The organism is Rhizobium sp. L1K21 (assembly GCF_024055895.1).
In the GTDB taxonomy this organism is placed as follows: Bacteria; Pseudomonadota; Alphaproteobacteria; order Rhizobiales; family Rhizobiaceae; genus Ensifer_A.
Map to the genome: position 1 here is coordinate 265733 of NZ_JAMXLE010000004.1, position 26601 is coordinate 292333.

Annotated in this window: 30 protein-coding genes and 1 tRNA gene; 17 read left to right on the forward strand and 14 right to left on the reverse strand. The window is 56.7% G+C overall.

The genetic code is table 11. The annotated features are described in order from the left end of the window. Nucleotides 1–76: 76 nt before the first annotated feature. The 6 genes from NHF56_RS18315 to NHF56_RS18340 form a co-directional block, all read right to left on the reverse strand. Nucleotides 77–1006 carry an electron transfer flavoprotein subunit alpha/FixB family protein gene (locus NHF56_RS18315; RefSeq protein WP_252807262.1) on the reverse strand — a complete coding sequence of 310 codons (930 nt, stop codon included), beginning with the start codon at nucleotides 1004–1006 and terminating at the stop codon, nucleotides 77–79. A 24-nt stretch (nucleotides 1007–1030) separates the two neighbouring features. Beyond that, a complete protein-coding gene (locus tag NHF56_RS18320; RefSeq protein WP_252807264.1) occupies nucleotides 1031–1783 on the reverse strand; it encodes an electron transfer flavoprotein subunit beta/FixA family protein in 753 nt (250 codons plus the stop codon). Nucleotides 1784–1990: 207 nt separating this feature from the next. Then, the gene (locus NHF56_RS18325; RefSeq protein WP_252807266.1) at nucleotides 1991–2752 is read right to left on the reverse strand and encodes a rhomboid family intramembrane serine protease; all 762 of its coding nucleotides are present in this window, start codon (nucleotides 2750–2752) and stop codon (nucleotides 1991–1993) included. A gap of 24 nt (nucleotides 2753–2776) precedes the next feature. Continuing rightward, nucleotides 2777–3355, reverse strand: a complete 579-nt coding sequence (locus NHF56_RS18330; protein WP_252807268.1) for a cob(I)yrinic acid a,c-diamide adenosyltransferase — start codon at nucleotides 3353–3355, stop codon at nucleotides 2777–2779. Nucleotides 3356–3359: 4 nt separating this feature from the next. Continuing rightward, a complete protein-coding gene (locus tag NHF56_RS18335) occupies nucleotides 3360–3560 on the reverse strand; it encodes a twin transmembrane helix small protein (protein ID WP_252807270.1) in 201 nt (66 codons plus the stop codon). Nucleotides 3561–3596: 36 nt separating this feature from the next. Next, nucleotides 3597–4439, reverse strand: a complete 843-nt coding sequence (locus tag NHF56_RS18340) for an SDR family oxidoreductase (protein WP_252807272.1) — start codon at nucleotides 4437–4439, stop codon at nucleotides 3597–3599. 63 nt (nucleotides 4440–4502) lie between these two features. On the opposite strand from NHF56_RS18340, the gene NHF56_RS18345 reads away from it, so the two are divergent. Beyond that, nucleotides 4503–5390, forward strand: a complete 888-nt coding sequence (locus NHF56_RS18345; protein WP_252807274.1) for a YihY/virulence factor BrkB family protein — start codon at nucleotides 4503–4505, stop codon at nucleotides 5388–5390. Here the strand turns inward: NHF56_RS18345 and gluQRS are convergent. Then, nucleotides 5346–6236 carry a tRNA glutamyl-Q(34) synthetase GluQRS gene (gene gluQRS / locus NHF56_RS18350; RefSeq protein WP_252807276.1) on the reverse strand — a complete coding sequence of 297 codons (891 nt, stop codon included), beginning with the start codon at nucleotides 6234–6236 and terminating at the stop codon, nucleotides 5346–5348. The genes NHF56_RS18345 and gluQRS overlap by 45 nt on opposite strands. A 47-nt stretch (nucleotides 6237–6283) precedes the next feature. Between gluQRS and NHF56_RS18355 the strand changes: the two genes are divergently transcribed. Together NHF56_RS18355 and NHF56_RS18360 are read left to right on the forward strand one after the other, a co-directional pair. Next, complete coding sequence (locus NHF56_RS18355) at nucleotides 6284–6931, forward strand: DNA-3-methyladenine glycosylase (protein ID WP_252807278.1); 648 nt, start codon at nucleotides 6284–6286, stop codon at nucleotides 6929–6931. Between the two features lie 101 nt (nucleotides 6932–7032). After that, a complete protein-coding gene (locus NHF56_RS18360; protein ID WP_252807281.1) occupies nucleotides 7033–7590 on the forward strand; it encodes an HNH endonuclease in 558 nt (185 codons plus the stop codon). 21 nt (nucleotides 7591–7611) lie between these two features. Here NHF56_RS18360 and NHF56_RS18365 read toward each other — a convergent pair whose 3' ends face one another. Together NHF56_RS18365 and NHF56_RS18370 are read right to left on the reverse strand one after the other, a co-directional pair. Further along, nucleotides 7612–8124, reverse strand: a complete 513-nt coding sequence (locus tag NHF56_RS18365) for a disulfide bond formation protein B (RefSeq protein ID WP_252807283.1) — start codon at nucleotides 8122–8124, stop codon at nucleotides 7612–7614. 12 nt (nucleotides 8125–8136) lie between these two features. After that, nucleotides 8137–8718: a YqaA family protein gene (locus tag NHF56_RS18370; protein WP_252807285.1), complete on the reverse strand. Its 582-nt coding sequence runs from the start codon at nucleotides 8716–8718 to the stop codon at nucleotides 8137–8139. 176 nt (nucleotides 8719–8894) lie between these two features. Here NHF56_RS18370 and NHF56_RS18375 point away from each other — a divergent pair. Together NHF56_RS18375 and NHF56_RS18380 are read left to right on the forward strand one after the other, a co-directional pair. Then, nucleotides 8895–8979, forward strand: a tRNA-Leu gene (locus NHF56_RS18375). A gap of 256 nt (nucleotides 8980–9235) precedes the next feature. Further along, nucleotides 9236–10870, forward strand: a complete 1635-nt coding sequence (locus tag NHF56_RS18380) for an AMP-binding protein (protein ID WP_252807287.1) — start codon at nucleotides 9236–9238, stop codon at nucleotides 10868–10870. Between the two features lie 17 nt (nucleotides 10871–10887). Here NHF56_RS18380 and NHF56_RS18385 read toward each other — a convergent pair whose 3' ends face one another. The 3 genes from NHF56_RS18385 to secA all read right to left on the reverse strand — a co-directional run bounded on the left by NHF56_RS18385 (nucleotide 10888) and on the right by secA (nucleotide 16390). Beyond that, on the reverse strand, nucleotides 10888–12117 hold the full coding sequence (locus NHF56_RS18385; RefSeq protein WP_252807350.1) for a GNAT family N-acetyltransferase: 1230 nt from the start codon (nucleotides 12115–12117) through the stop codon (nucleotides 10888–10890). Nucleotides 12118–12154: 37 nt separating this feature from the next. Then, the gene (locus NHF56_RS18390) at nucleotides 12155–13570 is read right to left on the reverse strand and encodes a lipopolysaccharide biosynthesis protein (RefSeq protein ID WP_373456336.1); all 1416 of its coding nucleotides are present in this window, start codon (nucleotides 13568–13570) and stop codon (nucleotides 12155–12157) included. 138 nt (nucleotides 13571–13708) lie between these two features. Next, nucleotides 13709–16390 (reverse strand): preprotein translocase subunit SecA, encoded by a 2682-nt coding sequence (secA, locus tag NHF56_RS18395; RefSeq protein ID WP_252807289.1) that lies wholly within the window; start codon nucleotides 16388–16390, stop codon nucleotides 13709–13711. Between the two features lie 460 nt (nucleotides 16391–16850). Between secA and NHF56_RS18400 the strand changes: the two genes are divergently transcribed. The 6 genes from NHF56_RS18400 to NHF56_RS18425 all read left to right on the forward strand — a co-directional run bounded on the left by NHF56_RS18400 (nucleotide 16851) and on the right by NHF56_RS18425 (nucleotide 20966). Beyond that, entirely contained in the window at nucleotides 16851–17705 is an 855-nt protein-coding gene (locus NHF56_RS18400; RefSeq protein ID WP_252807290.1) for a peptidylprolyl isomerase, read from the forward strand. A gap of 56 nt (nucleotides 17706–17761) precedes the next feature. After that, nucleotides 17762–19003 carry a bifunctional glutamate N-acetyltransferase/amino-acid acetyltransferase ArgJ gene (gene argJ / locus NHF56_RS18405; protein WP_252807292.1) on the forward strand — a complete coding sequence of 414 codons (1242 nt, stop codon included), beginning with the start codon at nucleotides 17762–17764 and terminating at the stop codon, nucleotides 19001–19003. A gap of 18 nt (nucleotides 19004–19021) precedes the next feature. Further along, a complete protein-coding gene (locus tag NHF56_RS18410; protein WP_252807294.1) occupies nucleotides 19022–19795 on the forward strand; it encodes a GNAT family N-acetyltransferase in 774 nt (257 codons plus the stop codon). Next, nucleotides 19795–20205: an 8-oxo-dGTP diphosphatase MutT gene (gene mutT, locus NHF56_RS18415; protein ID WP_252807296.1), complete on the forward strand. Its 411-nt coding sequence runs from the start codon at nucleotides 19795–19797 to the stop codon at nucleotides 20203–20205. The genes NHF56_RS18410 and mutT overlap by 1 nt, the downstream gene beginning before the upstream one ends. Before the next feature lie 222 nt (nucleotides 20206–20427). Then, nucleotides 20428–20754 (forward strand): hypothetical protein, encoded by a 327-nt coding sequence (locus NHF56_RS18420; protein WP_252807297.1) that lies wholly within the window; start codon nucleotides 20428–20430, stop codon nucleotides 20752–20754. A 35-nt stretch (nucleotides 20755–20789) separates the two neighbouring features. Continuing rightward, nucleotides 20790–20966, forward strand: a complete 177-nt coding sequence (locus NHF56_RS18425; RefSeq protein WP_252807300.1) for a Flp family type IVb pilin — start codon at nucleotides 20790–20792, stop codon at nucleotides 20964–20966. Between the two features lie 11 nt (nucleotides 20967–20977). On the opposite strand, the gene NHF56_RS18430 is transcribed toward NHF56_RS18425, so the two are convergent. Then, the gene (locus NHF56_RS18430; protein WP_252807302.1) at nucleotides 20978–21844 is read right to left on the reverse strand and encodes a methyltransferase domain-containing protein; all 867 of its coding nucleotides are present in this window, start codon (nucleotides 21842–21844) and stop codon (nucleotides 20978–20980) included. A 64-nt stretch (nucleotides 21845–21908) separates the two neighbouring features. Here NHF56_RS18430 and NHF56_RS18435 point away from each other — a divergent pair, with 64 nt between their 5' ends. From NHF56_RS18435 to NHF56_RS18455, 5 genes are read left to right on the forward strand one after another with little or no spacing between them, the layout of a single operon-like run. After that, entirely contained in the window at nucleotides 21909–22685 is a 777-nt protein-coding gene (locus tag NHF56_RS18435; RefSeq protein ID WP_252807304.1) for a ComF family protein, read from the forward strand. Nucleotides 22686–22740: 55 nt separating this feature from the next. Continuing rightward, nucleotides 22741–22992 carry a glutaredoxin 3 gene (grxC, locus tag NHF56_RS18440; protein ID WP_252807306.1) on the forward strand — a complete coding sequence of 84 codons (252 nt, stop codon included), beginning with the start codon at nucleotides 22741–22743 and terminating at the stop codon, nucleotides 22990–22992. 16 nt (nucleotides 22993–23008) lie between these two features. Further along, nucleotides 23009–23857: a carbon-nitrogen hydrolase family protein gene (locus tag NHF56_RS18445; protein WP_252807352.1), complete on the forward strand. Its 849-nt coding sequence runs from the start codon at nucleotides 23009–23011 to the stop codon at nucleotides 23855–23857. Beyond that, on the forward strand, nucleotides 23854–24285 hold the full coding sequence (locus NHF56_RS18450) for a DUF1178 family protein (RefSeq protein ID WP_252807308.1): 432 nt from the start codon (nucleotides 23854–23856) through the stop codon (nucleotides 24283–24285). The genes NHF56_RS18445 and NHF56_RS18450 overlap by 4 nt, the downstream gene beginning before the upstream one ends. Continuing rightward, nucleotides 24285–24851, forward strand: a complete 567-nt coding sequence (locus NHF56_RS18455; protein ID WP_252807310.1) for a DUF3291 domain-containing protein — start codon at nucleotides 24285–24287, stop codon at nucleotides 24849–24851. The genes NHF56_RS18450 and NHF56_RS18455 overlap by 1 nt, the downstream gene beginning before the upstream one ends. Before the next feature lie 15 nt (nucleotides 24852–24866). On the opposite strand, the gene ubiG is transcribed toward NHF56_RS18455, so the two are convergent. Beyond that, complete coding sequence (gene ubiG, locus NHF56_RS18460; RefSeq protein WP_252807313.1) at nucleotides 24867–25613, reverse strand: bifunctional 2-polyprenyl-6-hydroxyphenol methylase/3-demethylubiquinol 3-O-methyltransferase UbiG; 747 nt, start codon at nucleotides 25611–25613, stop codon at nucleotides 24867–24869. A gap of 179 nt (nucleotides 25614–25792) precedes the next feature. Between ubiG and NHF56_RS18465 the strand changes: the two genes are divergently transcribed. After that, complete coding sequence (locus NHF56_RS18465; RefSeq protein ID WP_252807314.1) at nucleotides 25793–26461, forward strand: OmpA family protein; 669 nt, start codon at nucleotides 25793–25795, stop codon at nucleotides 26459–26461. The last annotated feature ends 140 nt before the right edge of the window (nucleotides 26462–26601 follow it).

A 26601-nucleotide genomic window follows, 5' to 3' on the forward strand; every position in this document is an offset into this window, starting at 1 on the left:
GAAACAGAAATACCGGGCTTCATGTTTTGAAGCCCGGTATCGAATTCTAGAGCCCGCTTGCGCGAATTTCCACCCCTCAGAGGGCCTTTTCGAGCTCGGGCAGGATTTCGAAGAGGTCGCCAACCAGGCCGTAGTCGGCAACCTGGAAGATCGGTGCCTCTTCGTCCTTGTTGATGGCGACGATGACCTTTGAGTCCTTCATGCCGGCCAAGTGCTGGATGGCACCGGAAATGCCGCAGGCAATGTAGAGTTCAGGGGCAACCACCTTACCCGTCTGGCCAACCTGCCAGTCATTGGGAGCATAGCCTGCGTCGACGGCAGCGCGCGAAGCGCCAACAGCAGCACCGAGCTTGTCGGCGACGGGCAGGATGACTTCCTGAAACTTCTCAGACGAGCCGAGCGCGCGACCACCGGAGATGATGATCTTCGCAGAGGTGAGTTCCGGACGGTCCGATTCAGCAAACTTGTCCTCAACATGTGAGGACAGGCCCGGATTGGCAGCCGCCGAAACCGTTTCAACGGAGGCAGAACCACCTTCAGCGGCAGCATTGAAGGAGGCCGTGCGAACGGTGATTACCTTCTTGGCGTCGGAAGACTTCACCGTCTGGATGGCATTGCCGGCATAGATCGGGCGCTTGAAGGTGTCGGCGGATACGACTTCGGTGATTTCCGAGATCTGCATGACATCGAGAAGTGCTGCCACGCGCGGCATGATGTTCTTGCCCGATGTGGTGGCTGCAGCGATGATGACATCGTAAGAACCGGCGAGCGATACGATGAGGTCGGCAACCGGTTCTGCGAGCTTGTTTCCATAGGCGGCATCGTCTGCCAGAAGAACCTTGGCAACACCGGAAAGCTTGGCGGCTTCATCGGCAACCGCTTTGGCGCCTGCGCCAGCGACCAGCACGTGGACATCACCACCGATTTCAGCGGCTGCGGAAAGCGCCTTTGCGGTCTGGCTGTCCAGGGCGGAATTATCGTGATCTGCAACAAGAAGAATTGTCATTGTCTTTTTTCTCCGTCCTTTAACTTAAAGTACGCCAGCTTCGTTTTTCAGTTTCGAAACCAGTTCGGCGACGTCGGCGACCTTGACACCAGCCTTGCGGCCAGCAGGCTCTTCCGTCTTCAAAACGGTCAGACGCGGGGAAAGGTCAACGCCGTAGTCGGCCGGGCTCTTCTTGTCGAGCGGCTTCTTCTTTGCCTTCATGATGTTCGGCAGCGATGCATAACGCGGCTCGTTCAAACGCAGGTCGCTGGTAACGATTGCGGGAAGCTTGACTTCGATGGTCTGCAGCCCGCCATCGACTTCGCGCGTCACATTGGCCTTGGTGTCGTCGAGGATTTCGATCTTGGAGGCGAAGGTACCCTGCGCCCAGCCGAGAAGCGCTGACAGCATCTGGCCGGTCTGGTTGGAATCGTCGTCGATGGCCTGCTTGCCAACGATCACGAGACCTGGCTTTTCTTCATCGACAACACCCTTGACGAGCTTGGCAACGGCGAGCGGTTCAACCGTCTCGTCTGTCTCGATCAGGATGCCGCGATCGGCGCCCATGGCAAGTGCGGTGCGGATGGTTTCTTCCGATTTGGCAGGACCAACGGAGACAACAACAACCTCTTCAGCCTTGCCGGCTTCCTTGAGGCGAAGTGCTTCTTCAACGGAAATCTCGTCAAACGGGTTCATCGACATCTTGACGTTTGCAAGTTCAACGCCCGTTCCATCGCCTTTTACGCGGATCTTGACGTTGTAATCAACGACCCGCTTGACCGTTACCAATATTTTCATACCAGGGTCCTTCCTTCAATGTTTGTGAGGAAAATGCGCTAACATCGATCGACTTCGATGGCTGAATGGCGACATGGATAAGCGTTTTTCCTCCAAATACAACGCTAATGGCCAATAGACAGCAAAATTTTGTGATCGAAATAACTGACGTTTACGTCCGCGTCAATATTGCCCGCCGGCTGCAAAGCGAATTCCACTCTTGTGAAATCACTCCCGCCCCCACTTTAGCGGCGGCGGTTTTTCCGGTGCTGATCCATCCGCGTGAACAATGCTTGCTGTTGTTTGCAAAGGCCTATCAAAGAGCGGCACGCCGCGACGGCGCATGACGAGCACCAGAAGGGCCCCTGCAATGATGCCGCCGGCATGTGCGCCCCATGAGACGGTGCCCTCTGTGTCGACGACCAGAAAATAGAATTGCTGCAATACCCAGAAAAGAAGCGGAATGGCTGCAGGCAGGGGCAAGGGAAATCGGAAGAGAACCAGAACCCACAGCCGCACCTTGGGATGCAGAATGAGATAGGCGGAGATGACGCCCGCAATGGCACCCGACGCGCCAATCAGCGGAACATCCGGGTCGAACGTCACGAGGCCGTGAAAGAGGGCACCTGCGGTGGCGCACAGGAGATAGAAGGCGAGATAGCGGAAATGCCCCATCGCATCTTCGATATTGTCTCCGAAGATCCAGAGAAACAGCATGTTGGACGCCAGATGCCAGAAATCCTGATGCAGAAAGGCATAGGTGATCACCGTCCAGCCGTCCGGCACGATGACGAGCGAGGGATCGAGGATTTTGTTGCCCATGGAAATGGAGGGAATAAAACCCAGGCCGGCGTCGATGGCATATATCGTGTCCACCGGCAAGATCGCCGTGAAGGCCCAGACCAGAAGATTGGTGGCGACCAGTGCGTAGGTCACATAAGGCCGACGGATGTGCTCGAGCGCATTTCGGTCATGCAGCGGAATGAACATCGGGCAAACCCTGTTGTGTGGCGATTACCGGTTTTTGCCGGGAACCCATAAAACGTCTTCGGTTCCATCCTTGTTGGCGACGCGGGCCGCAACGAAGAGCAGGTCGGAAAGGCGGTTGATGTAACGGATGGCTGCGGGATTGACCTTTTCGTCGTCTCTGGCGGCAAGCTCCACCATAAGCCGCTCAGCGCGCCGGCTGACGGTGCGGGCGAGATGAAGGGCGGCAGAGGCCGGCGAGCCGCCAGGCAGGACAAAGGATTTCAAAGGTTCCAGGCGCGCATTCAGGCGGTCGATGGCAGCTTCAAGTGTTTCAACCTGATGCTCGGTAATGCGCAGAGGCTCATAACCCAGCGGCTCGCCGGTTTCAGGGGTGGCGAGATCGGCTCCGAGGTCGAAGAGACCGTTTTGCACTTCAGCCAGCACGCCATCAATTTCCGGCATGTCTGCCGTCGAAAGACGCGCAAGCCCGATGCAGGCATTGGTTTCATCGACGACGCCGTAAGCATCAACGCGGAGGTCGCTTTTCATGCGGCGCGGGCCAGCGGCCAGTCCCGTCGTGCCGTCGTCGCCGGTTTTTGTGTAGATCTTGTTGAGTTTAACCATGATATCAGCCGCGCCCGCCGCCGGTGAGCCAGAGCGTGAGCATGATCAGCGCGACGGCTACGGCCTGCAGGATCACGCGGGCCTGCATGAGCTTGTTCGACGTGTTGGCGCTGCCGCCTTTCAGCATGTTCCAGAGACCGCGTATGAGGACGAGTACCACTGCGCCCATGAAGAGAAATGCCAGTATGCCGGTGAAACCACCCATTTAAAACTTCCTTCGGGCCGTTGCCCTTTGACTGCTTTATCCCAAGCGTCCGATGATCCTGTAAAAGATTGTGGCGGGGAGCAGCTTTTTCAACATCAGGCCCTGTTTGGCGGGCCTCGTGACGGGATAATGGGGTTTAGGACGTCGCGCGGTCAAGGCGTGTTTAAGCACGGTGTAAACAGCCTCGGGACCGAGTTTTCCGGGTGAGGAAGTTTCACCGCGCAGGCGCGCCATTTGACGCACGTATTCCGCGGCATGCGGGGAGGCTTCCACGTCGATATTTTCCTCGATCTTGGCGAGCGCATTGGTGATGAAACGCGACCGAATGGGGCCGGGCTCAATGAGGCTGACATGAATGCCGGTTCCCTGAAGCTCCATCCGCAAGGTAATGTTCAGCCCCTCAAGGGCAAACTTTGAAGCATTGTAAGCACCGCGCCAGCGATAGGGGATCAATCCGAGAATGGACGAGCACTGAACGATGCGGCCATGGCCCTGTCTGCGCATGGCGGGTATTACAAGACGGGTCAGTTCGTGCCAGCCGAAGACGTTGGTTTCAAACTGCGCGCGCAAGACTTCGACCGGAATATCCTCGACAGCACCGGGCTGGCCATAAGCACCGTTGTTGAAAAGCGCGTCCAGTGTTCCACCGGTACGCTCGAAAACGGCTGCCGCCAGAGCGCGAACGCTTTCGATGTCGCGATAGTCCATGAGGAACGTTTCAATGCCTGCGTTCTCCAGCGGGAGACGGTGTTCTTCCTTTCGCACGGTTGCGAAAACACGCCATCCATCGGCCTTGAGGGCGCGGGCGCAATGGGCACCGATGCCGGAGGAGGCACCTGTTACAATGATGGTTCGCGGGGCGTTGGCGTAATTGGACATGGAGCCGTTCTGTACAAAGTGCGATTCGTTTTCCATATTCAGGCTTACAGAAAGTGAGATTCGATGCCCATATTCATCCGCGTCATCTACAAGGTTCTTTATGACGCGCTCTATCATTTCGCTGAAGAGGACGGCTGGGCAATGGCAAGCCACGTCGCTTTGTCGTCGTTGTTGGCGGTCTTTCCTTTCATGATTTTCGGAACCGCTCTGGCGAGTTTTCTCGGCGCGGATGAGTTTTCGAAAACGGCGGTTCATCTGATTTTCGACACCTGGCCCGAGGTGATTGCCGAGCCGATTTCGAAAGAGGTCGTGCAGGTTCTGACCATCCAGCATGGTGGTCTTTTGACCATTTCTGTTCTGGCCGCGGCCTATTTTGCCTCCAACGGCGTGGAAGCGCTTCGAATCTCTCTCAACCGTGCCTATCGCGTCTATGAACAGCGGCCCTGGTATATCACGCGGCTGATCAGTCTGGCTTATGTTCTTGCGGCAGTCGTCGGACTTGCCGCTGTGAGCCTGCTTCTCGTTTTCATTCCGCTGGCGGCGCAATATGTGGAACAGTTCGCGCCTTTGCTGAAGGCCCCGATCGAAGTGCTCAAGAGCTGGGGTGCGGTAATCACCATTGCCGTCGTGACAGCTGCTCTATTCATCTCGCACATGTTCATGCCGGCGGGCAGACGCAAGTTTTACCAGGTTTTGCCTGGCATCCTGTTTACCTTGATCGTTTGGGCTGCCGCGGCTTACCTGTTCGCCTTTTATATCGGCACTTTCGCCAATTACACCCGCACCTATGCAGGTCTGGCTTCGATCATGATTGTGTTGGTGTTCCTCTATATGATCGGTGTGATCTTCATCATCGGGGCGGAAATCAATGCGGCAATGATGAAGTTTCGGGTCTTCAGACTGTTTTCAAAGGGTGGGCTGATCGATGAGGATTCGCAAATCCCCGGCTGAGAGACCCTGTTCACGAAGGGCGGAAAGGGCAGTGGACGCATTGCTTTTGGAGAGCTTGCGCCCATCCTCACCGAGGATGAGGCGGTGATGGTGATAGATCGGTTCGGGCAGGCCGAGCAGGGTCTGCAACAGGCGATGAACCGAAGTGGCGTAAAACAGATCAAGCCCGCGCACGACATGGCTGACACCTTGCAGAGCATCATCGACCACAACGGAGAGATGATAGCTTGAGGGCGCATCCCATCGCCAGAGCATGACATCGCCCCACCGTGCCGGGTCTGCCGGAAGCAGGCCCGTATGGGCGGGGCCAGTCTCGGTGAAGGTCAGCGCTTGGAAAAGCTGCTTGACCGCCTTTTCCATATCGAGACGCCAAACATGCTTTTCGCCGGATGCGATCCGGGCCGCACTTTCATGCTCTGAAAGGGCTTTATCATCTGGCGGATAGTGCGGTGCGCCATCGGGATCGCGTGGCCACTCAGCGCCTTCTGCTTCATAGTTCTCTACCCAACGCCTGATTTCGGTTCGGCTCATGAAAGCGGGGTAGATCAGGCCTTTCGCCTTCAGCTTTTCCAACGCCGCAGCATATTCGGAAATATGTTCGGATTGCCGGCGGACCGACTTTTCCCAGTCAAGGCCGAGCCAGGCGAGATCTTCCTCAATGGCCTCTTCATATTCCGGCTTGCATCTTGCGATGTCGATATCTTCCATACGCAAGAGAAAACGTCCGTTCGCGGCCTTTGCCATTTCGAAATTCAAAATGGCGGAGAGGGCATGGCCGAGGTGGAGCAGGCCATTGGGGCTGGGCGCAAAACGGAAAACGGGCTTTTGACCGGACAGGGCAGACATGCTTCTTTCTGGCAGGAAAGCGAGAGGACGCCAAGGGTGAAGATGATATGCGGGTAATCCGACACATGGGCGATGTGGATGAGGGGCTCGAAGCGCTTGCTACGGCCGATCCGCGTCTGGAGCCGGTGATTGCCCAGGCGGGGGATGTGCCCTTAAGGCTTCAGCCACCCGGGTTTGAGGGGCTGGCGAATATTATCGTGTCGCAGATGATCTCGCGTGCGGCGGCAAACCGGATTTGGGAGCGGTTGCAGACGCTTTGCGGACCACAGATGGAAGCTCTGGCTTTTCATGACCTGAGCGAGGAGCAGCTGCGCGCTGTCGGTCTCTCAGGCGCGAAGGCACGCACGCTTCTTGCCGCTGCCGAGGCTGTCTCATTTAACCAACTCGACCTCCATGGCATTTGCGCGCTTGCGCCGGATGATGCAGTCCGGCAGCTGACAGCCATCAAGGGTTTGGGGCCGTGGACGGCAGAGATTTATCTGATGTTTTGTGCGGGCCATGCGGATATATTTCCGGTTGGCGATGTGGCGCTGCAGAATGCAGTGGCGCACGGGCTCGGCCTTGAAATGCGGCAAAAGGGCGCGGCGCTCGCATCTGTTGCCGCTCTGTGGTCTCCGTGGCGCTCGGTCGCAGCCCGGCTTTTCTGGGCTTATTATTCGCGGCAGATGCGGCGTGAGACAAATGTCTTTGGATAATGGTCTGCCCCGATTCTTCAAAGAATTATAGGCCCTTCACAATACTGTCAAAACAAGCCTAGTATAGAAAATGAAGATGCCGAATCGATCAGGAGTGTCACTTGACGATTGCAGTTTCACCTCAGTCGCTTCCTGCGCTTGTACTCAATGCAGATTACAGGCCACTGAGTTATTATCCTCTTTCCTTGTGGTCCTGGCAGGACGCGATCAAGGCTGTTTTTCTGGACCGCGTGAACATCATCGCCGAGTATGAGCATGAGGTTTCATCGCCCAGCTTCTCCATGCGTCTGCCGAGCGTCGTGTGCCTGAAAAGCTATGTGAAACCGGCGCGTTATCCGGCTTTCACCCGCTTCAACGTGTTTCTTCGTGACCGGTTCGAGTGCCAATATTGCGGCTCGAAGGAAGAACTGACATTCGATCATCTGGTGCCGCGTGCGCATGGCGGGGAGACGCGCTGGGACAATATCGTCACGGCCTGCGCGCCCTGCAATCTGCGCAAGGGCTCGAAGCTGCCCAAGCAGGCGGGCATGTATCCGCATCAGAAGCCCTGGCACCCCACCGTGCAGGAATTGCACAATAATGGCCGGGCTTTCCCGCCAAATTATCTGCACGAAAGCTGGATCGATTTTCTCTACTGGGATACCGAACTGCAGCCCTGATCCCTTCGCGGGTCTGTCGGCTCAGCGCGCCGTCTTGCGCAGCCCCCAGAAGGCGATTGCTGCCAGGATCAGGCTCGCAACCACATTCCAGCCGGCAAAGGACAGGCCGAGCACGCGCAGTGCGGCTTCTGTGCAGGATGGTCCCTTGATCTTGTTCAGGTCCGCAAACAGATCGTTGGCGCTGGATGGAACGCTGTCAACAGGTGCCGAGCAGGACGCGGGTCCCTCCCAGAAGTGCCATTCGACACCGGAATGATAGATGCCGAGACCGGCTCCAACCAGCATCAGCAGCAGAATGAGCAGGAGAACAATGCGCACCAGTTTTGGCGGCGCATCGAAAGCCATTAGCAACAGGGCGATCAAGCCGAGCGGAATTCCGATATAATATGGGTTACGCTGGATGTAGCAGAGCTGGCAGGGAATATAGCCGCCGATATATTGAAACGCCAAGGCGCTGCCGACTGCGGCTGCCATGCCCAAAGTCACAAGAAGCGTTGGCGCAAAAGCGGGCTTTTGAATGAGGCTTCCTGACATCTGGTGACTCCATCAAAACACGAAGCGGATGAGATAAAATCCGCCGAACAGTAAAACGACAAACAGGACCGTAAGAAGGCCGAGATATTTTTCGATAAAAAGCCGGATTGGCTCGCCATAGCGGCCAAGCAGCCATGCAACCAGAAAGAAGCGCCCGGCACGGCCAATGATGCTTACGATGATGAAAACGGCGAAATTGAGCCCTGTGGCGCCTGAAAAGATGGTCAGCACCTTGTAGGGGAAGGGTGTCAGTGCGGCAAACAGCACACCCCATCCACCCCAGGTGTTGTACCACTCGGCGATCTGCTCGAAGGCGTTCTCCTTGCCGTAAAAGGCAAGGATCGGCTGGCCGATGGCTTCATAGAGAAACATGCCGATTGCATAGCCCAGAACCGCGCCGAGGACCGAGGCGACGGTGCAAATGAAGGCGACCCGCAACCATTTTGCCGGTTTGGCGATGACCATTGGGATCAGAAGAACATCCGGCGGGATCGGGAAGAACGAACTCTCGACAAAGGATATCGCGGCAAGGGCCTGTTCGGCATAGCGCGTTTTCGCCAGCGACAGCGTCCAGTCGTATAATTTTCTCAGCATGAAAAAGGCCGGTTGTTGAAAAGCTCGGGCTTGGCATAGCCCGGTTTCCTGCTTGAGTAAATGATTTCCGCAGCGCGGATTCGATAGTTTTGAGACCTGCCGCATTTTCTGGTTGACCGAACCCGCGCGCTTCGTATAGTCCGGCCACGACCAAGGCAAGTTTTCTTGCTCCGTAAGCCCCTTTGGCGGAATTGGTAGACGCGCCGCACTCAAAATGCGGTTCCGAAAGGAGTTCCGGTTCGAGTCCGGAAGGGGGCACCATTTTCTCTGTTCACGCTGCCGCGATCTTTGATCGCTTCACTTCAGAGGGAGCGCGGACGACCGGCGGCGGTCGCTTGACCTTGCGAACCCTCCGGGCTCGAGGAGAGCCACCTCACCCTTGCATCTTTCTTCCTGCATTAGTGTGGTCGCCGAAATCCTGCTTGAGATTTAGCCCAGAATTTACCGTGAAATTGCAGGTCGGTTGCGTTCACTGTCATAAAAATGATATGTGCACTGCACAATAGGATTTGTGCATATGCTGCTACCCGACGGTGACCGATACGAAGATCTGAGAGACGGGTTTGTCTGGGATATTCCGCAACGGTTCAATATCGGTGACGTTGTCAGCGACCAATGGGCGCTGAAGGCGCCGGACCGGGTTTGCCTTGAGCATTTTTCGGCAGACGGCCATCATCTTGCACTGACATATGGTCAGCTCACGGCGAAATCGAATGCTTTTGCAAACGCGCTCGTCGCGCGTGGTGTGAAGGCAGGCGACCGGGTGGCCATTCTTCTCCCGCAGTCGTTTGAAACGGTGATCGCGCATGTGGCGGCCTACAAGATGGGCGCAATTGCACTGCCTTTGGCGCTGCTTTTCGGGCCGGATGCGCTGGAATATCGTTTGCGCGATTCCGGCGCTTGCGTGCTGGTGACCAATCGCTTCGGTCTTTCGAAGCTGGAAGGGTTGGGCGACAAACTGACGGCGCTGCAGCATATTGTGCTTGTCGATGGTGAGGCTGAGGGGGCTGAGAATTTTCAGACGATTCTGGAGGGGCATCCGTCGGCTTTCGATGTGGTGGCAACTGGACCGAACGATCCTGCACTGATGATCTATACGTCTGGGACCACAGGGCCGCCGAAGGGGGCGCTGCATGGACACCGGGTGCTGGCGGGTCATATTCCCGGCATGCAGTTTGTCCATCCGGGACTTGGGCAGGCGGGCGACAAGCTCTGGACGCCTTCGGACTGGGCCTGGGCGGGCGGCTTGTTGAACTGTCTCTTGCCGGGGCTGATGCTGGGCGTTCCTGTCGTGGCGTCACCCGCGCAAAAATTCGACCCCGATCTTGCCTATCGTATCCTCTCCGAAATGAAGGTGCGCAATGCCTTTATTCCGCCAACCGCACTGAAGCTTCTGCGTCCGGTGGAAAATCCGCGCGGCAAATATGATCTGCAGCTGAGAACCATTGGTTCTGCTGGCGAGGCGCTGGGGCGGGAGACCTATCTTTGGGCGAAGTCCGAACTTGGCATCACAATCAATGAATTTTATGGGCAGACGGAATGCAATTTCATTCTGGCTGCGAGCGCTGAATATGGCATCACAAAGCCGGGATCGATGGGTAAGCCTGTGCCTGGCCACGCGGTGGCGATTATCGACGAGGATGGTGATATCCGTCCACCGGGTGTTACCGGACAGGTGGCCATTCGACGGCCGGACCCGGTGATGTTTCTGGAATATTGGAACAACCCCAACGCGACCGAGGCCAAATTCGTCGGCGAATGGATGCGCACGGGCGACCAGGGCGTCATGGACGAAGAAGGCTATTTCCACTTTTTCGGCCGCGACGACGATGTGATTACCTCTTCGGGTTATCGTATCGGGCCTGGCGAAATCGAAGATTGCCTGATCGGGCATCCGGCGGTGCAACTGGCGGCGGCAATCGGCAAGCCTGACCCGTTGCGAACGGAAATCGTGAAGGCTTTCGTGGTCTTAAAGCCTGGACATTCAGCGGATGCCGCAATGGAATCCAGCATTCGCGACTGGGTGAAAACGCGCCTTTCCATGCATGAATATCCGCGCGAGATCGAGTTTATCAACAGTCTGCCAATGACCACGACAGGCAAGGTGATACGCAGGCTCCTGCGTGAGCCACCCGCTGCAGCTGCGCAGTGAAACAGCAGCTATAGCGGCTATCTGTTGCGCAGCGACATGATGCGGTTTCGGATGCTGCGGGCGACGTTTTTCGTGTTGCGATAGAGGTGCAACTGAGAGGCTACCTGACGAATATCGCGGTCGGTGTTTGGCTGCAGGCCGATCACTAGCGTGCCCATCTGGTAACGCTCTCTCCAGAAGCGGCTCATGACTGGATGCTCGGGTGTAGACAGGGAGTCCGTTCGCACGATGTTGGCATCATCCAAGTGCCATTCGGTCACCTGAGCCATCAAGAGGGCACCTGGCGAATAGGCCGCATAGGCCTCATCGAATGCTGTCTTCCAGGTGTAGGCTTCGCCGCCGATCAGGAACACCAAGAGGGAGGCGATCGCCTTGCCGTTGAAGTCGATTGTGTGGATACGCACATTGTCGGTTTGCGAAAGGTTGTGCACGGCTTCGCGCGCAAAGGCGGCGTGATAACGGTCGTTGACCAGCGCCGAGCGCTTGCGGCCTTTCCAGCCGGCGGCTTCCAGCATCAGGAATTCTTCCATGCGCTGGCGAATTTCCTCCGGCTGACGGGCAACCTGGTAGGAGAGCGAGCCCTGCTTTTCCAGCTTGCGCCACAGGCGCGCGAAATTGCGCATATGCTTGGCAGAAAAGGAGTTGGCGAGATAGGCCTCGCCATCGAGCAGGCTTTCGAGCTTCGGACGCTCGTAAAGCGAGGCCTGGGTGACCGGCAGGTTCTTGCTCATGGCAATGGCGCGGAAGAGCTGGGTTACCTGGCCATCAAGGCGGACATCCGGCAGGACGAGAACCGGCGGTTTTTTCGCTTCAGGCCTGCCAAGTGCCTCGAGGAAATCATCGATACTTTCGGCAGCATTTTCAGCGTCCACCAGTGGTGTTCCCAATGGACCGAAGGCGTTTGACCATGTTCGAATGATGGGCGCACCCATGGCAAAGCCGGGGCGTTCAATCGTGTAGGGCATGAGAATACGGGCACGGTATTTGCCGTTGGCCTCATCCCGAAGGATGGCCATGCGGATGCTTCGGTCTTCCAGGCGCGGCAAAGCGGGGGCGAGAAAACGGCCTGTGAAGAAGACGTTGCGCTCTATCGATCGATTGGAGAGATAATCGAGTTCGTCCTGCAATTCATAGCCGACGGTTGCAGGATAAAAATGGACGGCGCGACCCTCACGACCGACAGCAATGCTCTGCTCACCGGCAAGTGGTGCGTCACGCTCCAGGTCGATCCCGATATTTTCGAGCATCGGATTTTGGTCTGGTAATCCCGTTTCCATAGTCATGTCATTTGCCGTTGCCCGCAGGGGCTGAAAGGATTGGTCTTGAAAAAGCGGTTAGCAGAAAGCCGAGCCTGAAATAGGCGCCGAGCGAAAGCAAGGTTGCCTCGATGATCATGGCACCCGCTGTTGCGATTGCAGCGCCAGGAAGGCCGATCAGCGGAATGAGCAGGACACTGAGTGTGATGTTGGAGGCAAGCGCGAATGCATAGATCTTGACGCAAAGGTTCTGCTCGCCGGCCATGGTCAACAGGCCTTCGCCTGGCCCGATGGACGCCTTTGCGAGGATACCGATCAATAGGATCGTGAGCATGGTGTAGCCTTCGGTGAAGTTCGGGCCGAAGAGGGACAGGAGGAAATTGCCGATGGCAAGGATGAAAAGACCGATGGCGAGGGACGGCCAGAAAGTCCAGCGTGCGGCTTGCACGGCAAAATCGGCCAGGTCCTGCCGGTTGCCTTCCGAATAGATTGCCGAAAAGCGGGCGCTTGCGGCAGCCTTGACGGCGAAGAGGACGAAGTGCACCAGCGCCATGACTTTCGCGGCGGCAAAATAGATGGCTACCTGTTCGGGCGTTAAGAAAATGCCGACAACCACGACATCCGAATTGGTGAGCAGGAAATAGATGCTTTCAATGAGAAAGATCGGCAAGGCCATGCGAAACCAGAGCGGAATTTCAGTTTCGCGCATGTCCGAGGGGAAATTTCGGCGCATGCGCCAGGCGACGATGAAGAATTGCCCGATGGAGGTGACATAAGTAGCCGCGAGGGCGCAAATCATGGCGACGCGCGCAGTGTGTTCTGCACCGAGCCAGGCAGCGATGACCATGAAGACGATGATGAGCGTGGGGCGGACAATGAAGGTCGGTGCCAGCGAGCCGATGGGCCAGGCATTTGCACGCCCCGTTCCGTCCATGACGTCGCCGAGTGCAATCAGCGGCAGGCAGACGGCACCGAGATAGAGTGGAATAACGTAGTAGGATTCGACAAAATCACCGAACACGTAAAGACCGGCGGCACCAACGGCAGCCACGCCCGTGGCGGCAAGCATGGCAATGGTGCGCGCAGCAGATGCCAGACCGCGTATTTTCGCATTGTCACCTGCACTCTGATATTGCGGCAGAAAGCGGATGATGGCGGTGTGAAACCCCAGGCACGAAAAATTTCCGAGCAGAATGGCAAGCACCCAGACGAAAACGAAGATGCCATATTCGAAATCGCCCATGAGCCGCGCGAGGATGACCTGAGACAGGAAGGCGATTGCAGCGCCGGTGACGCGGATGGCAAAGGCAAAAAGCGCCATGCGCTGGGCCCGCGCCTGCGGATCAGTGCCCTTCATGACCTCGTGCAGTGACGCGGCCAGCTTTTCAAGCTTTACCCGATATCCGCCCCGAACATGATTTTCCGGCTGCTGCAGCATGGCCATGAAGTCTGGTTTCGATTTCCGTTTGTCGACACGCTATTGTGGCATTCTCAGCGTTAACAAAGGGTTTGGATTGCAGACACGAAAAGGCCGGAGCGGGTGGATTTCGCTCCGGCCTTTGGATTTTCATGACGACAGGTCTCAGGCTTCGATCTGGCCGTGGCAATGTTTGTATTTCTTGCCGGAACCGCAGGGGCAGGGCTCGTTGCGGCCAACGCGGCCCCAGGTCGTCGGATCGTTTGGATCGCGGCCTGCTTGGCTGTCGGAAAACTCATCTTGCCCGGTAGAGCCATCGATGTGGTGCGCCTGCATCTGTGGCAGCTCCGGCTCTTGCGGCTGCTGCATGATTTCGACATGCGACATGTTGGCGGTGACCATGCGGCGCATATTGGCCAGCAGGGCCTGGAACAGCTCGAAGGCCTCCTGCTTGTATTCCTGGAGCGGATCGCGCTGGGCATAGCCGCGGAAGCCGACGACAGAACGAAGATGGTCGAGATTGACGATATGTTCGCGCCACAGATTGTCCAGCGTCTGCAGAAGGACGGAGCGGCGGACATAATTGATCACTTCGCCGCCGAAGCGTTCTGCCTTTTCGGCAGAAGCCTTGTCCGCGGCCTCCATGATGCGTTCGCGCACGTCTTCCTCGGCAATGCCTTCTTCCTGAACCCAGGCTTCAACCGGCAGGTCAAGGTTGAGCAATGTGCGCAGCTCTTCCTTCAAGCCTTCCGCATCCCATTGTTCGGCATAGGCGCGTTCCGGGATATGGGTTCCGACCAGAACGTCGATGACTTCGTGACGCATATCGGTCACGATTTCCTCGAGGTCTTCTGCATCCATCAGCTCGATGCGCTGTTCGAAGATGACCTTGCGCTGATCGTTGAGAACATCGTCATATTTCAGAAGATTCTTGCGGATGTCGAAGTTGCGGGCTTCAACCTTCTTCTGGGCGCGCTCAAGCGCCTTGTTGATCCAGGGATGCACAATGGCTTCGCCTTCCTTGAGGCCAAGCTTCTGCAGCATGCCGTCCATGCGGTCGGAGCCGAAGATGCGCATCAGATCGTCCTGAAGCGACAGGTAGAATTTCGAGCGACCGGGGTCACCCTGACGACCGGATCGGCCACGCAGCTGGTTGTCGATACGGCGGCTTTCATGACGTTCGGTTGCCAGAACGTAAAGCCCGCCGGCATCAAGCGCCTTCTTCTTCAGAGCCTTGATTTCCTCGCGGATGGCCGCTTCCTTGGCCTGACGCTCCGGACCCGGTTCCATGTCGCCGAGCTCGGTCTCAAAGCGCATTTCGGCGTTGCCGCCAAGCTGGATGTCGGTGCCGCGGCCTGCCATGTTGGTGGCGATGGTGACAGCACCCGGCACGCCGGCCTGCGCGACGATATAGGCTTCCTGTTCGTGGTAGCGTGCGTTCAACACGGCAAACTTGTCAAAGCCGGATTGTTTCAACAGCGTTGCCAGCAGTTCGGACTTTTCAATCGAGGTGGTGCCGACCAGAACCGGCTGGCCCTTTTCGTGGCAGGCTTTGATTTCCTCGATGATGGCTTTGTATTTTTCCTCTGCTGTCCGATAGACTTCATCGTCTTCATCGATACGCGCAATCGGCAGATTGGTTGGGACTTCCACGACTGAGAGGCCGTAGATGTCGGCGAATTCTTCCGCTTCCGTGGAGGCCGTGCCGGTCATGCCGGCCAGTTTGTCATACATGCGGAAATAGTTCTGGAAGGTGACGGACGCCAGCGTCTGGTTTTCGGGCTGGATGGCCACGTGTTCCTTGGCTTCGAGCGCCTGGTGCTGGCCTTCGGAATAGCGGCGGCCCGGCATCATGCGGCCCGTGAATTCGTCGATGATGACAATTTCGTCGTTGCGGACGATGTAGTCCTTGTCGCGGGTGAAAAGCTTGTGGGCCTTCAAGGCATTGTTGATGTGGTGAACGATCGCGACGTTTTCCACATCGTAGAGGCTTTCGCCCTTCAGGAGGCCGGCCTCTTTCAAGAGGTTTTCCAGCTTTTCGGTGCCTTCTTCTGAGAAGTTGGCAGAACGCTGTTTTTCGTCGATCTCGTAATCGTCCTCGGTCAGCCTCGGGATGAAAGCATCAATGGTGGTGTAGAGATCGGATTTATCGTCCAGCGGGCCTGAAATGATGAGCGGCGTGCGCGCCTCATCGACGAGAATGGAGTCCACCTCGTCAACGATGGCGAAGAAATGGCCGCGCTGAACCATCTGGCGGCGCTCATATTTCATATTGTCGCGCAGATAGTCGAAGCCAAGCTCGTTGTTGGTGGCGTATGTGATGTCGCAGGCATAAGCGGCTGCGCGCTGCTGATCGTCGAGACCATGAACGATCACGCCGGTGGTCAGGCCGAGGAAGCCGTAAAGCTTGCCCATCTGGCCGGCGTCACGGCTTGCCAGATAGTCGTTGACCGTCACGACATGGACGCCCTTGCCGGCAAGTGCATTCAGATAAACGGGAAGGGTAGCGACCAGCGTTTTACCTTCACCGGTCTTCATTTCTGCAATGCCGCCTTCGTGAAGGATCATGCCGCCGATGAGCTGTACATCGAAGGGACGCATACCGAGAACACGTTTCGCTGCCTCGCGGACGACTGCGAATGCCGGGATGAGAATGTCATCTAGTGTCTTGCCGTCGGCGAGCGCTGCTTTGAATTCTGCCGTTTTGGCGGTGAGTTGCTCGTCGGTGAGTGCCTGCATCTCCTCTTCCAGAGCGCCGATTGCAGCCACCTTTGGCCTGTATGACTTAATTCTACGCTCGTTGGACGAGCCGAAAATCTTACTGGCAATACCGCCAAGGCTGACCATTGAATGGTCCTTTCTAATCTTTAATCCGTGAGGAGAGCGTGACTGCAGACTCAAGAATGAAGCCCGTTTTCGCTCCCGCCCTGAAACTGTTCTGGACTTGAAGTTGCGTGACAGATAAGAGGGGGGCAATTTGATGTCAACGGGACTTGCCACTCGTGTCTGCGGCAAATGTTACCTCCGTAACCCGCTCAACACATGGTGCTTGGCGCAAAACATGGGTAAAAAAACCTTTGTTTTCAGTGCCTAAAGGCTGTTTTCCAGGCATTGGGATAATCAGAGCCGAGCAATTGGCTTCGATTTTTGCAATGTGCGTCAGACGATTAAAGCGGCTCAAACATGGCTGTTCAGCTTGAAAATGCCTTTTTTGAAGCGCTACGAGGTTTGAATTTAGATGGTTTTTGCGTCGAAACGGCGACGGGCCGGAGATGTAAAGATCGGTTTTTGGAGCGAAAGGTACGTAATGTTCTTCAAGACAGGAATTGCCGGGCTGGTTTTGGCCGCTGCCATGGGTGTGCAGGTTTCCACCGCTTATGCTGCTGGTGACGATCCGGTGGTTGCCAAGGTTGGCGACATGGAAATCCACGAATCCGAACTGGCGCTGGGTGTTGCCAATCTCGATCCGCAGCTGGCCAACCTGCCGCCGGAGCAGAAGCGCATCGCGGCGCTTTCGGCAGCCATTGATGTGAAGGTTGTTGCAGCGCTTGCAGCTTCAGAAGGCCTTGCCGACACGCCGGACTTCAAGAGCCGTATGCAGTTTCTTCGCGAGCACGAGCTTCACAATACCTATTTTCGCACCAATATTGTCGGTGATGTTTCCGACGAGGACATCAAGGCGCGTTACGACAAGGAAGTTGCTGCAGCGCCGGCGGAAACCGAGGTGCATGCCCGCCATATTCTCGTGAAGACCGAAGATGAGGCCAAGGCGATTATCGCCGAACTCGACAAGGGTGCCGACTTCGTGACGCTTGCCAAGGAAAAATCCACAGGTCCGAGCAAGGACGATGGTGGTGATCTCGGCTATTTCGGCCCTGGCCGCATGGTACAGCCGTTTGAAGAGGCTGCATTCGCGCTCAATCCGGGCGAATATACAAAGACGCCGGTTCAAACGCAGTTCGGTTTTCATGTGATCAAGGTGGAAGACAAGCGTGAAGCTGCACCGCCGCCGCTTGATCAGGTGAAGGATCAGATCCGCCAATTGATCGTGCGTGACCGTTATGTCGACCTTTTGAAGAAGCTCAAGTCCGAGACGACAATCGACATCAAGGATGAAGACCTGAAAAAGGGTTACGACGAAGTCACCAAGGCACAACAGTAATATTGTCGTTGCGGGGCGGTTTTGGCCGCCCCGGTTTCTTTGATCAGGGTTTTGCCATGTCCGCGAGCGTCTCACCCCTTGCACCGAAAAGCTTTGCCGAAATGCCGCCTGTGCGCGGTGTGCGAATGGCCACAGCGGCTGCAGGCATCAAATACAACAACCGCACAGATCTGATGATGATGGTGTTCGACCAGCCGGCCTCGGTCGCAGGCGTCTTCACCAAGTCCAAATGCCCTTCGGCTCCGGTCGATTTCTGCCGCAAGAATTTGGCTGGCGGGGTTGCGCGTGCGCTCGTGGTAAATTCCGGCAATGCAAATGCTTTTACCGGCAAGAAGGGGGCGGCAGCTACCGCACTGGAAGCCAGCGCGGCTGCCGCAGCAGCAGGCTGCAGCGAGGGTGAGATTTTTCTCGCTTCGACGGGTGTTATCGGCGAGCCGCTTGATGCGACGAAATTTGCCGGTGTTCTCGATACGCTGGTCGTGGATGCGCAGGAAGACGGCTGGTTTGAAGCTGCAAAGGCAATCATGACCACCGACACCTATCCCAAGGTGGCAACACGCAGCGTCAAGATCGGCGAAACTCAAGTCACGATCAACGGGATTGCCAAGGGTGCGGGCATGATTGCGCCGGATATGGCAACGATGCTGTCTTTCGTGGTTACGGATGCCGCCATCCCGTCAGTGGTGCTTCAGGCTCTGCTTTCGCAAGGGGTTGGCCCCTCGTTCAACTCCATCACCGTCGATAGCGATACCTCGACATCCGATACGCTGATGCTGTTTGCGACGGGCGCTGCCGCTGATGAGGGTCAGCCAAAGATTGAAAGTGCATCCGATGAAGTGCTTTCTGCGTTCCGTAGCGCGCTGAACGATCTCCTGAAGGACCTTGCTCTGCAGGTGGTGCGTGACGGCGAGGGTGCGCGCAAGATGGTGGAAATCACCGTGACGGGCGCTGAAAGCGATGCGGCGGCGAAGGTGATTGCGCTTTCGATTGCCAACTCGCCGCTCGTGAAGACAGCGGTTGCCGGCGAGGACGCCAATTGGGGCCGTATTGTCATGGCTGTTGGCAAGGCCGGGGAGAAGGCCGACCGCGACCGGCTCGCCATTTGGTTCGGTGATGTGCGGGTGGCCGTTGATGGGGAGCGCGATCCGGATTATTCGGAGGCTGCCGCGTCTGCCGTCATGAAGCTGGAGGATATACCGGTTCGTGTGGATCTGGGGCTCGGAGAGGGGACGGCCACGGTTTATACCTGCGACCTAACAAAGGAATATGTCGCCATTAATGGTGACTACCGCAGCTGATCAGTGAGTGCCCCCTTGATGCAGACACCTGCAAGGAACAATTTGCCAACTGTCAGGCGTTTTGAGGCAGCAGGGTTTCGTGCCTGGCCGGCAGAGGTGGTGCGCTATGATGGCAGCTGGCAGATCCGGCAGTCGCCCGGTAACCTGACAAAGCGTGCCAATTGCCTTGTGCCGCTCGATCCGGGTGATACCGGCAATATTGAACAGCGGCTCGCTGCAATCGAAGCCTCTTTTGCAGCGGCGGACATTCCTTTTGTGGTGAAAGAGACGCCGCTTTGCGCGCCTGACGTCAATGCAGTGCTTGAGAAAAACGGTTTCGTTGCTGAGGCGGAATCGATCGTTCAAACCATGCGTCTTGAAGGCAGTCAGATCGACGCAGGTGTCGATCTTCTGCCGAGCCAGGATGCTGTGCTGTTTGCCGACGCCTGTGCCGAGATCGATTCAAAATTTGCCCGGTCCTACGATGCGATGTTGCGTATGATTGAAGCGATTGAGCCGGAAAAGGGCATGTTCTTTACGGAGCATGAAGGGGCGGGCGTTCAAGCCGTGACACTTTGTGTGCGCGACGGCAATCTGGCAGGTCTTCAGCAGGTGGCTGTGCTGCCGGAAATGCGCCACAAGGGCATTGGTCTTGCCATTACTGCGGGTGCCTTGCGCTGGGCCAAGCTGCGCGGCGCCTTGACGGCCTGGCTTCAGGTGGAGGCGTCCAACGAAGCGGGCATAGCCCTCTACAAGAAACTTGGTTTTGAGGAAGCCTATCGTTACCGGTATTGGCGAAGGGCAAAAATCTGATGGCTGAAGAACGCAAAATCCTGCTTGTTGCGGCTTGCGCGTTGGTGGACGCGGACAATCGGGTGTTGTTGGCCCAGCGGCCAGAAGGAAAGAACCTTGCCGGACTTTGGGAGTTTCCGGGTGGCAAGGTGGAGCCCGGCGAAACGCCCGAAGAGACGCTGATCCGCGAACTGCAGGAAGAGCTGGGAATTTCCACAAAGGCGGCCTGTCTTGCGCCGCTGACCTTTGCCAGCCATACCTATGAAACATTTCATCTCCTCATGCCGCTTTACATCTGCCGGCGGTATGAGGGTATCGCCCGCGGCGCGGAAGGGCAGGCAATCAAGTGGGTGAAGCCGCAGGACCTGCGCAATTACCCGATGCCGCCGGCGGATGAGCCGATCATTCCGTTTCTCCAGGACCTGCTTTAAGTCCTGTGGGCCTATCCGGGTTCCTGTTTTCACGGGAAATCTCGACCACATCGCTCCCTGCAAAGCTTTAGCCTGAAGCAAGCTTGAAATGGCTTAATCTTCCAAAGCCATTCAGGCAAAAGCCAGGTCGTTTCCGAGTCTCAAATTGATAACGTTAACTGAAAGTTTAACCTGTTTTGGTAGTCAGTAACTTGGTCGGTCGAACCGGAGCCTCAAGACGCGATGTCTGAACAGAACGTTTGGAAAAGTTTCAGAGAAGAAGCAAAAGTGCAGCCCAACCGTGCCAGGGGCGGCGCGTTGAATGCTGCGCTGCTTTTTGGCCTGGCCGTTCTGGCTTTTACCATGATCGTGACACCGATGCTGGTTGAGCGGACGGAAGGCTTGCAGTTTGCCAATTCCGATATGCCTGCCTTTGACAATATCACCACCGGCTCGATCAAGAAGCGGGATGGTGTGCGTGAATATGTGGTTCGTCGCAGTGTGCTTCAGGAAATGCCGGGAAGTGTCTGCATCATCGAGAGTGTGGGACCGCAGAACGATTGCAAGTGAAGCTTTTTCAAAGCGCGTAGTGACAGGGGACTGGTATGATGAGGCTTTTGAAAAAGCTCTGGGCGGAGAAATCCGGTGCAACCGCCGTGGAATACGGATTGATCGCGGTGTTGATCGGTGCCAGTCTGATCTCCGGCGTAAGTTTGTTTGGGAACAATCTTAACGCCACATTCTCCTATATCGGGAACACGGTTACCACCGGCAAGCCCTGAGTCCAACAGACTTACGACTTCCTGACCGCCTTTATCGCCTCTTCGAGGCTGACATTGGCGCTGCCGGGGCGCAGCGGCTTTTGCTGGCTCTCGTGCGGTGCCCAGCCGGATATGTAAACAATGGAAAAGGTGGCTCTGATGCGGCCATCCGGATCGGAAAAGCGTTCGGCGTAGATTTCGGCTGCGCGCATGAAGAAGCGTTTCGAAACAGGTTTGCGCGAACGGCTGACGAGCGGATTTGACATGCCCATGTTGCGCAGGTCGCGCATCAACGGAAACAGGGAATCGTAGCGAACCGTGTAGGTTTCGCTGTCGACAACAGGCAGGGCAAAACCGGCTCTCTGGAGCAGACCACCGAAATCGCGGATATCGGCAAAAGGAATGACGCGGGCGCTTGCACCGCCATAAAGCTCATCTTCTGCCGCAAGCAGCACTTCACGCAGTTCGGCAAGTGTGCCGGTGGCAGGGATGGCTGCCATGAACAAGCCGTCAGGCTTGAGCGCCCGAAGCGCCTGAATGAAGAGGCCGGGTGTATCATTCGTCAGGTGCGCGGCCAGTGGTGAAACGATGAGATTGACCGACTGCGGCTCCAGCGGCACATGTTCCAGCGAGGCGGTGACATCGGGTGCTGTCCCCAAAGCAGGGCTTTCAACACGCTTGATTGTACCGACCTTGCCGGTTTGAACCAGCTTTTCAGCGGTGATGCCGGTAAACCCATGCAGTTCGACGGCCTCGGGAAATTTGCGTTCGATGGCGGTGAGGCGCTCGGCAAGTTCTTCGGCAACAAGGTTGAGAAGAAAGGCCGCACCATCATCGCCGGCCGTCATGGCGCGCTTTCGGTTGGCGGCAATCTGTTCTTCATCGAATGTGTTTTGCATCTGCAGTGTATGCCTTTGTGACCTGAGGCTCGCATATAGGTTTGCTTGGGTATAATGTCCATGCATGGAGAAGACCCCGATCGCGATCAATGGAGCATTGAAAGGTGTTGCGCGGCACACAGTGCGGCTCGTCTCCCATTTTCTCTTTCCTCCGGCCTGTGCCGCCTGCGGGCGTTTGAGCGCGCAGGCGAATGCGCTTTGTCCGCAGTGCTGGACGGGCGTGCGCTTTATCGAGAGACCTTATTGCGAGGTTCTCGGCACGCCGTTCTCCCATGATCTCGGTGACGGCATTCTGTCAGCGGACGCCATTGCCAATCCACCGCCGTTCGACCGCCTGCGCGCGGCTGTCGCCTATAGCGGGCCTGCGCGGTCAATTGTCCAAAATCTGAAGTATCGGGACCGTCTTGAGCTGGCGACGATGATGGCGGGGTGGATGATGCGTGCTGCGGGCGATGCGGTGAGAGACGCTGATTTCATTATTCCGGTGCCGTTGCACCGATCGCGCTTTTTCGTCCGGCAGTTCAATCAGTCTGCTGAACTGGCGCGCGCATTGAGCCAATTGTCGGGAACACCGATGGCTGTGCACGAGTTGATCCGCAAACGCCGGACGTCACAACAAGTGGGGCTGGGCTTGCGCCAGCGCGAGGAGAATGTGCGCGGTGCCTTTGCACTGAGCGATGAAGGGCGGATGCGGTTTGCCGGCAAGAAGCTTGTGCTGGTCGATGATGTTTATACGACAGGCGCCACCGTTTCGGCCTGCACAAGGGCTTTACGAAGGGCCAAGCCGCAGGATATTAGCGTTGTGACCTTTGCAATGGCGCTGCCCGAAACCATATCATAATCAAGTGTGATCAACGGTTCCGGTCGTGATAGCCGGGCAATTTCTGGAGAATCCTATGGCCGATGTCGTTATTTATACGCGCCAGATGTGTGGCTTCTGTTCGTCAGCGAAACGCTTGCTGGACCAGAAGGGCGTAAATTATGTCGAACATGACGCGAGTTTTGATCCTGCGCTTCGGAATGAAATGATGCAGCGCTCGGGCCGCAACACGTTCCCGCAGATTTTTATCGGCGATAAACATATCGGCGGTTGCGACGACCTGCATGCACTTGATGCTGCAGGCGGTCTTGATCCACTTCTGGCATAATCTTGAAAGACGGGCTCTGCATATGAAAGTTGCTGCAATTCAGATGTGCTCCGGGGTTGATCCGGCAGTCAACGTGAAAACGCTGGAGCGGATGGTTGGCGAGGCGGTGAAACGCGGCGCGACCTATGTGCAGACGCCTGAAATGACCGGCGCGGTGCAACGTAGCAAACCCGGCTTGATGAGCGTTTTGAAAAACGAGAACGAAGACCTGATTGTTTCGGCTGCGGCAGCGCTTTCCGCACACCATGAGGTGTATCTTCATATCGGTTCGACAGCCATTCTTCTCGATGATGGCAAGATTGCCAACCGAGCGTTTCTGTTCGGCCCGGATGGAAAAATCATTACGCGTTACGACAAGATCCATATGTTCGATGTCGATCTGGACAATGGCGAAAGCTGGCGTGAGAGTTCGACCTACCGCCCCGGTGAAGCGGCTGTCGTGGCTGATCTGCCATTCGGCAAACTCGGTTTTGCCATCTGCTATGACGTCCGGTTTCCGCACCTGTTCCGCCAGGAGGCGCAAGCGGGTGCGCAGATATTGACCGTACCTGCGGCCTTTACGAAGCAAACCGGCGAAGCGCATTGGGAGGTTCTTCTGAGGGCGCGCGCTATCGAAAACGGTACATATCTGATTGCCGCTGCACAGGCCGGCCTTCACGAAGACGGGCGTGAGACATTCGGCCATTCCATGGTCATCGATCCCTGGGGCCGGATTGTTGCCGCCGCCAACGGTGAGGGCGAAGCCATTGTGGTTGCCGATATTGATCTTGAGACCGTGGCGAGTGCGCGCGAGAAGATACCCAATCTGAAAAACGGCAGGGCGTTCGAAGTCAGCATGGTCACGGCTGGAGGTTCAGCCAATTGATCAAATATGCGTTGCGATGCATTGACGGCCACGATTTCGAGGGCTGGTTTTCCACCAGTTCGGATTTCGATACGCAGAAGCAGGCAGGTTTTGTGACATGCCCGCATTGCAGCACCTCGAATGTCGAAAAGCGCTTGATGGCCCCTTCCGTTGCCACCAGTGAGAAGAAAGTGCCGAAGACCGCCGATATGACCGCCGGTCATGTGCCGGTTGAAATGGTGGCTGCGCTCAAGCAGGCGGTCAAAGCCATTCGGGACAATTGTGAGGATGTGGGTGAACGCTTTCCCGAGGAGGCGCGCAAGATGCATTACGGTGAAACGGATGCGCGTGGCATCATGGGCAAGGCCACAGCTGAGGACGTAGGTTCCCTGCTGGAAGAAGGCATTGAAATCATGCCGCTTCCCCATCTGCCGGAAGATGCCAACTGATGTATCTGGCGAGCTATAATTTTGGCTTGCCGCGCAAGAGTCTCGAGGACCCATCCTTTGAAGGTTTCAACCTTAGAGAACCGCTCAATTTTGAAGCCGCGGAACAAGCACTGGGGTTTGTTGCCCGCTCTAAATACGATTCAGACGAGAGCGGTGCCTGGGGCGAGCAGGTTTTTCCCCGTTTCATAAAGGGTTCAGGTCTGGAGAGCGGGCTGTCACAGCTTTCGGTCTGGCGCGACATCGAAACGCTGATGGCGTTCACCTATAGTGGCGTCCACGCAAACGCGCTGAAACATGGCCACCATTGGAATCGCAAGCGTGAATGGCCTGCTGTTGTCTTGTGGTGGGTTGACGAAGACCGGCTTCCGACGTGGAGCGAGGCGGTGGAACGGTTTGAATATCTGCATGACAACGGGCCGAGTGCCTTTGCCTTCGATTTCAAGGTGCCATTCGATTCCGATGGCCGTCCTGCCACCATCGACCGCTCAACTGTGAAAGCGCTCAAAGCCTATAATGCGCGTGGGCAGCGCGAAAAGCTGACTGCCGTTCTTGCCATGAAAGTCTGAGACTGGCGGCTATTTTCAGGCAGGGCGCTCAGCCAGCAGCATGTAATTGACATCCATATCGCGCGACAGGTTCCACTGGTTTGCCATTGGATTGAAGAACACGCCGGTGCGCTCCTTGATCTGCATGCCGGAGGCAGAGAGCGGGCCTTCGATTTCTTCCGGGCGCACCAGCTTTTCATATTGATGCGTGCCGCGGGGAAGCCAGCGCAAAACATATTCAGCGCCCACAATAGCAAGAGCCGCAGCCTTCATGGTGCGGTTGATCGTGGCGACGAACATCAGGCCGCCAGGGCGCACCATGGATGCACAGGTGGAGATGAAGAAATCCACATCAGAGACATGTTCGACGACTTCCATGTTCAGGATGATGTCGAATTGTTCGCCGGCGGCAGCAAGCTCTTCGGCGGTGACGGCACGGTAATCGACGATTGCGCCACTCTGTTCGGCATGTGTTTTGGCAATGCCGATATTGGTTTCGGAGGCGTCTGCGCCCAGAACGCTGGCGCCCATGCGCGATACCGGCTCGCTCAAAAGTCCGCCGCCGCAGCCGATGTCGAGGACGCGCAAACCTTCAAGCGCTTTCGGTGCTTTGGGATCACGGCCAAAATGGGCGCAGGCCTGGTCGCGGATATATTTCAGGCGAACCGGATTGAACTTGTGGAGGGGCTTGAATTTGCCCGTGGGGCTCCACCATTCCGCGGCCATGGCGGAAAAGCGGTCGACTTCGCTTTGATCGATCGTGGTTTTTGCCGGTTCGCTCATCGTGATCACTCCGTCTTTTGCCTTTTGAAGTCGGACGGCACGGCCACAATGTCAAGCCCGGCCTGGTGGGCGCGATTGGAAAAAACGTGGTGGTGGCGCTAATATTGCCTTCAAATCGCCGCTTCAGCGGTTATGATCCCGCCACAATTTGCAAATTCGCATAGAGGGACACCCAGATTATGATGAAGAAGATTGTTGTTGTCGGCATGTGCGCCGCTTTTCTTTCGGCTTGCACGACGACCGATCCATATACCGGCGAGCAGAAGACGTCGAACACTGCTGGCGGCGCCCTGATCGGCGCTGGTGTTGGCGCTTTGGCTGGACTTGCCATCGGCGGCGGCAACGGTGTTGAAAATCGCCGGGCAGCGCTGATCGGCGCCGGTATTGGCGCGCTCGGTGGCGGTCTGGTGGGCAACTATATGGACCAGCAGGAAGCCGAACTGCGCGCGCAGTTGCAGGGAACCGGCATTTCAGTGACCCGCAACGGGGACAGTATTATCCTGAACATGCCATCGAACGTTACGTTCGATGTCGACCAGGCTGCCGTCAAGTCGCAGTTCTATCCGACACTGAATTCCGTGGCGATCGTGTTGAAGAAATTCAACAAGACACTGGTTGATATCAATGGTCACACCGATTCCACCGGTTCGCTGGCGCATAACCAGCAGCTTTCTGAACAGCGTGCGATCTCGGTTGCGTCCTACCTGATCAATCAGGGTGTCGAAGCGCGCCGTCTGTCTGCTGTTGGCTTTGGCCCGAACCAGCCGATTGCCACAAATGCGACGGAAGCCGGACGTGCAGCCAACCGCCGCGTGGAAGTTCAGATTTCTCCGCTGCGCGAGGGATAAGCTTTCAGGTGATGGCGCGAGGGCGTTGCAGTCTTCGCGCTTTTTCGCTAAGAGACCGCGTAATTTGGCTCGGCCCTTTTCAATGGGGTCGAGCTTTTGATTGTTGGCATCGCGTATTGCGCCGACTGGCGCGTCTGGAC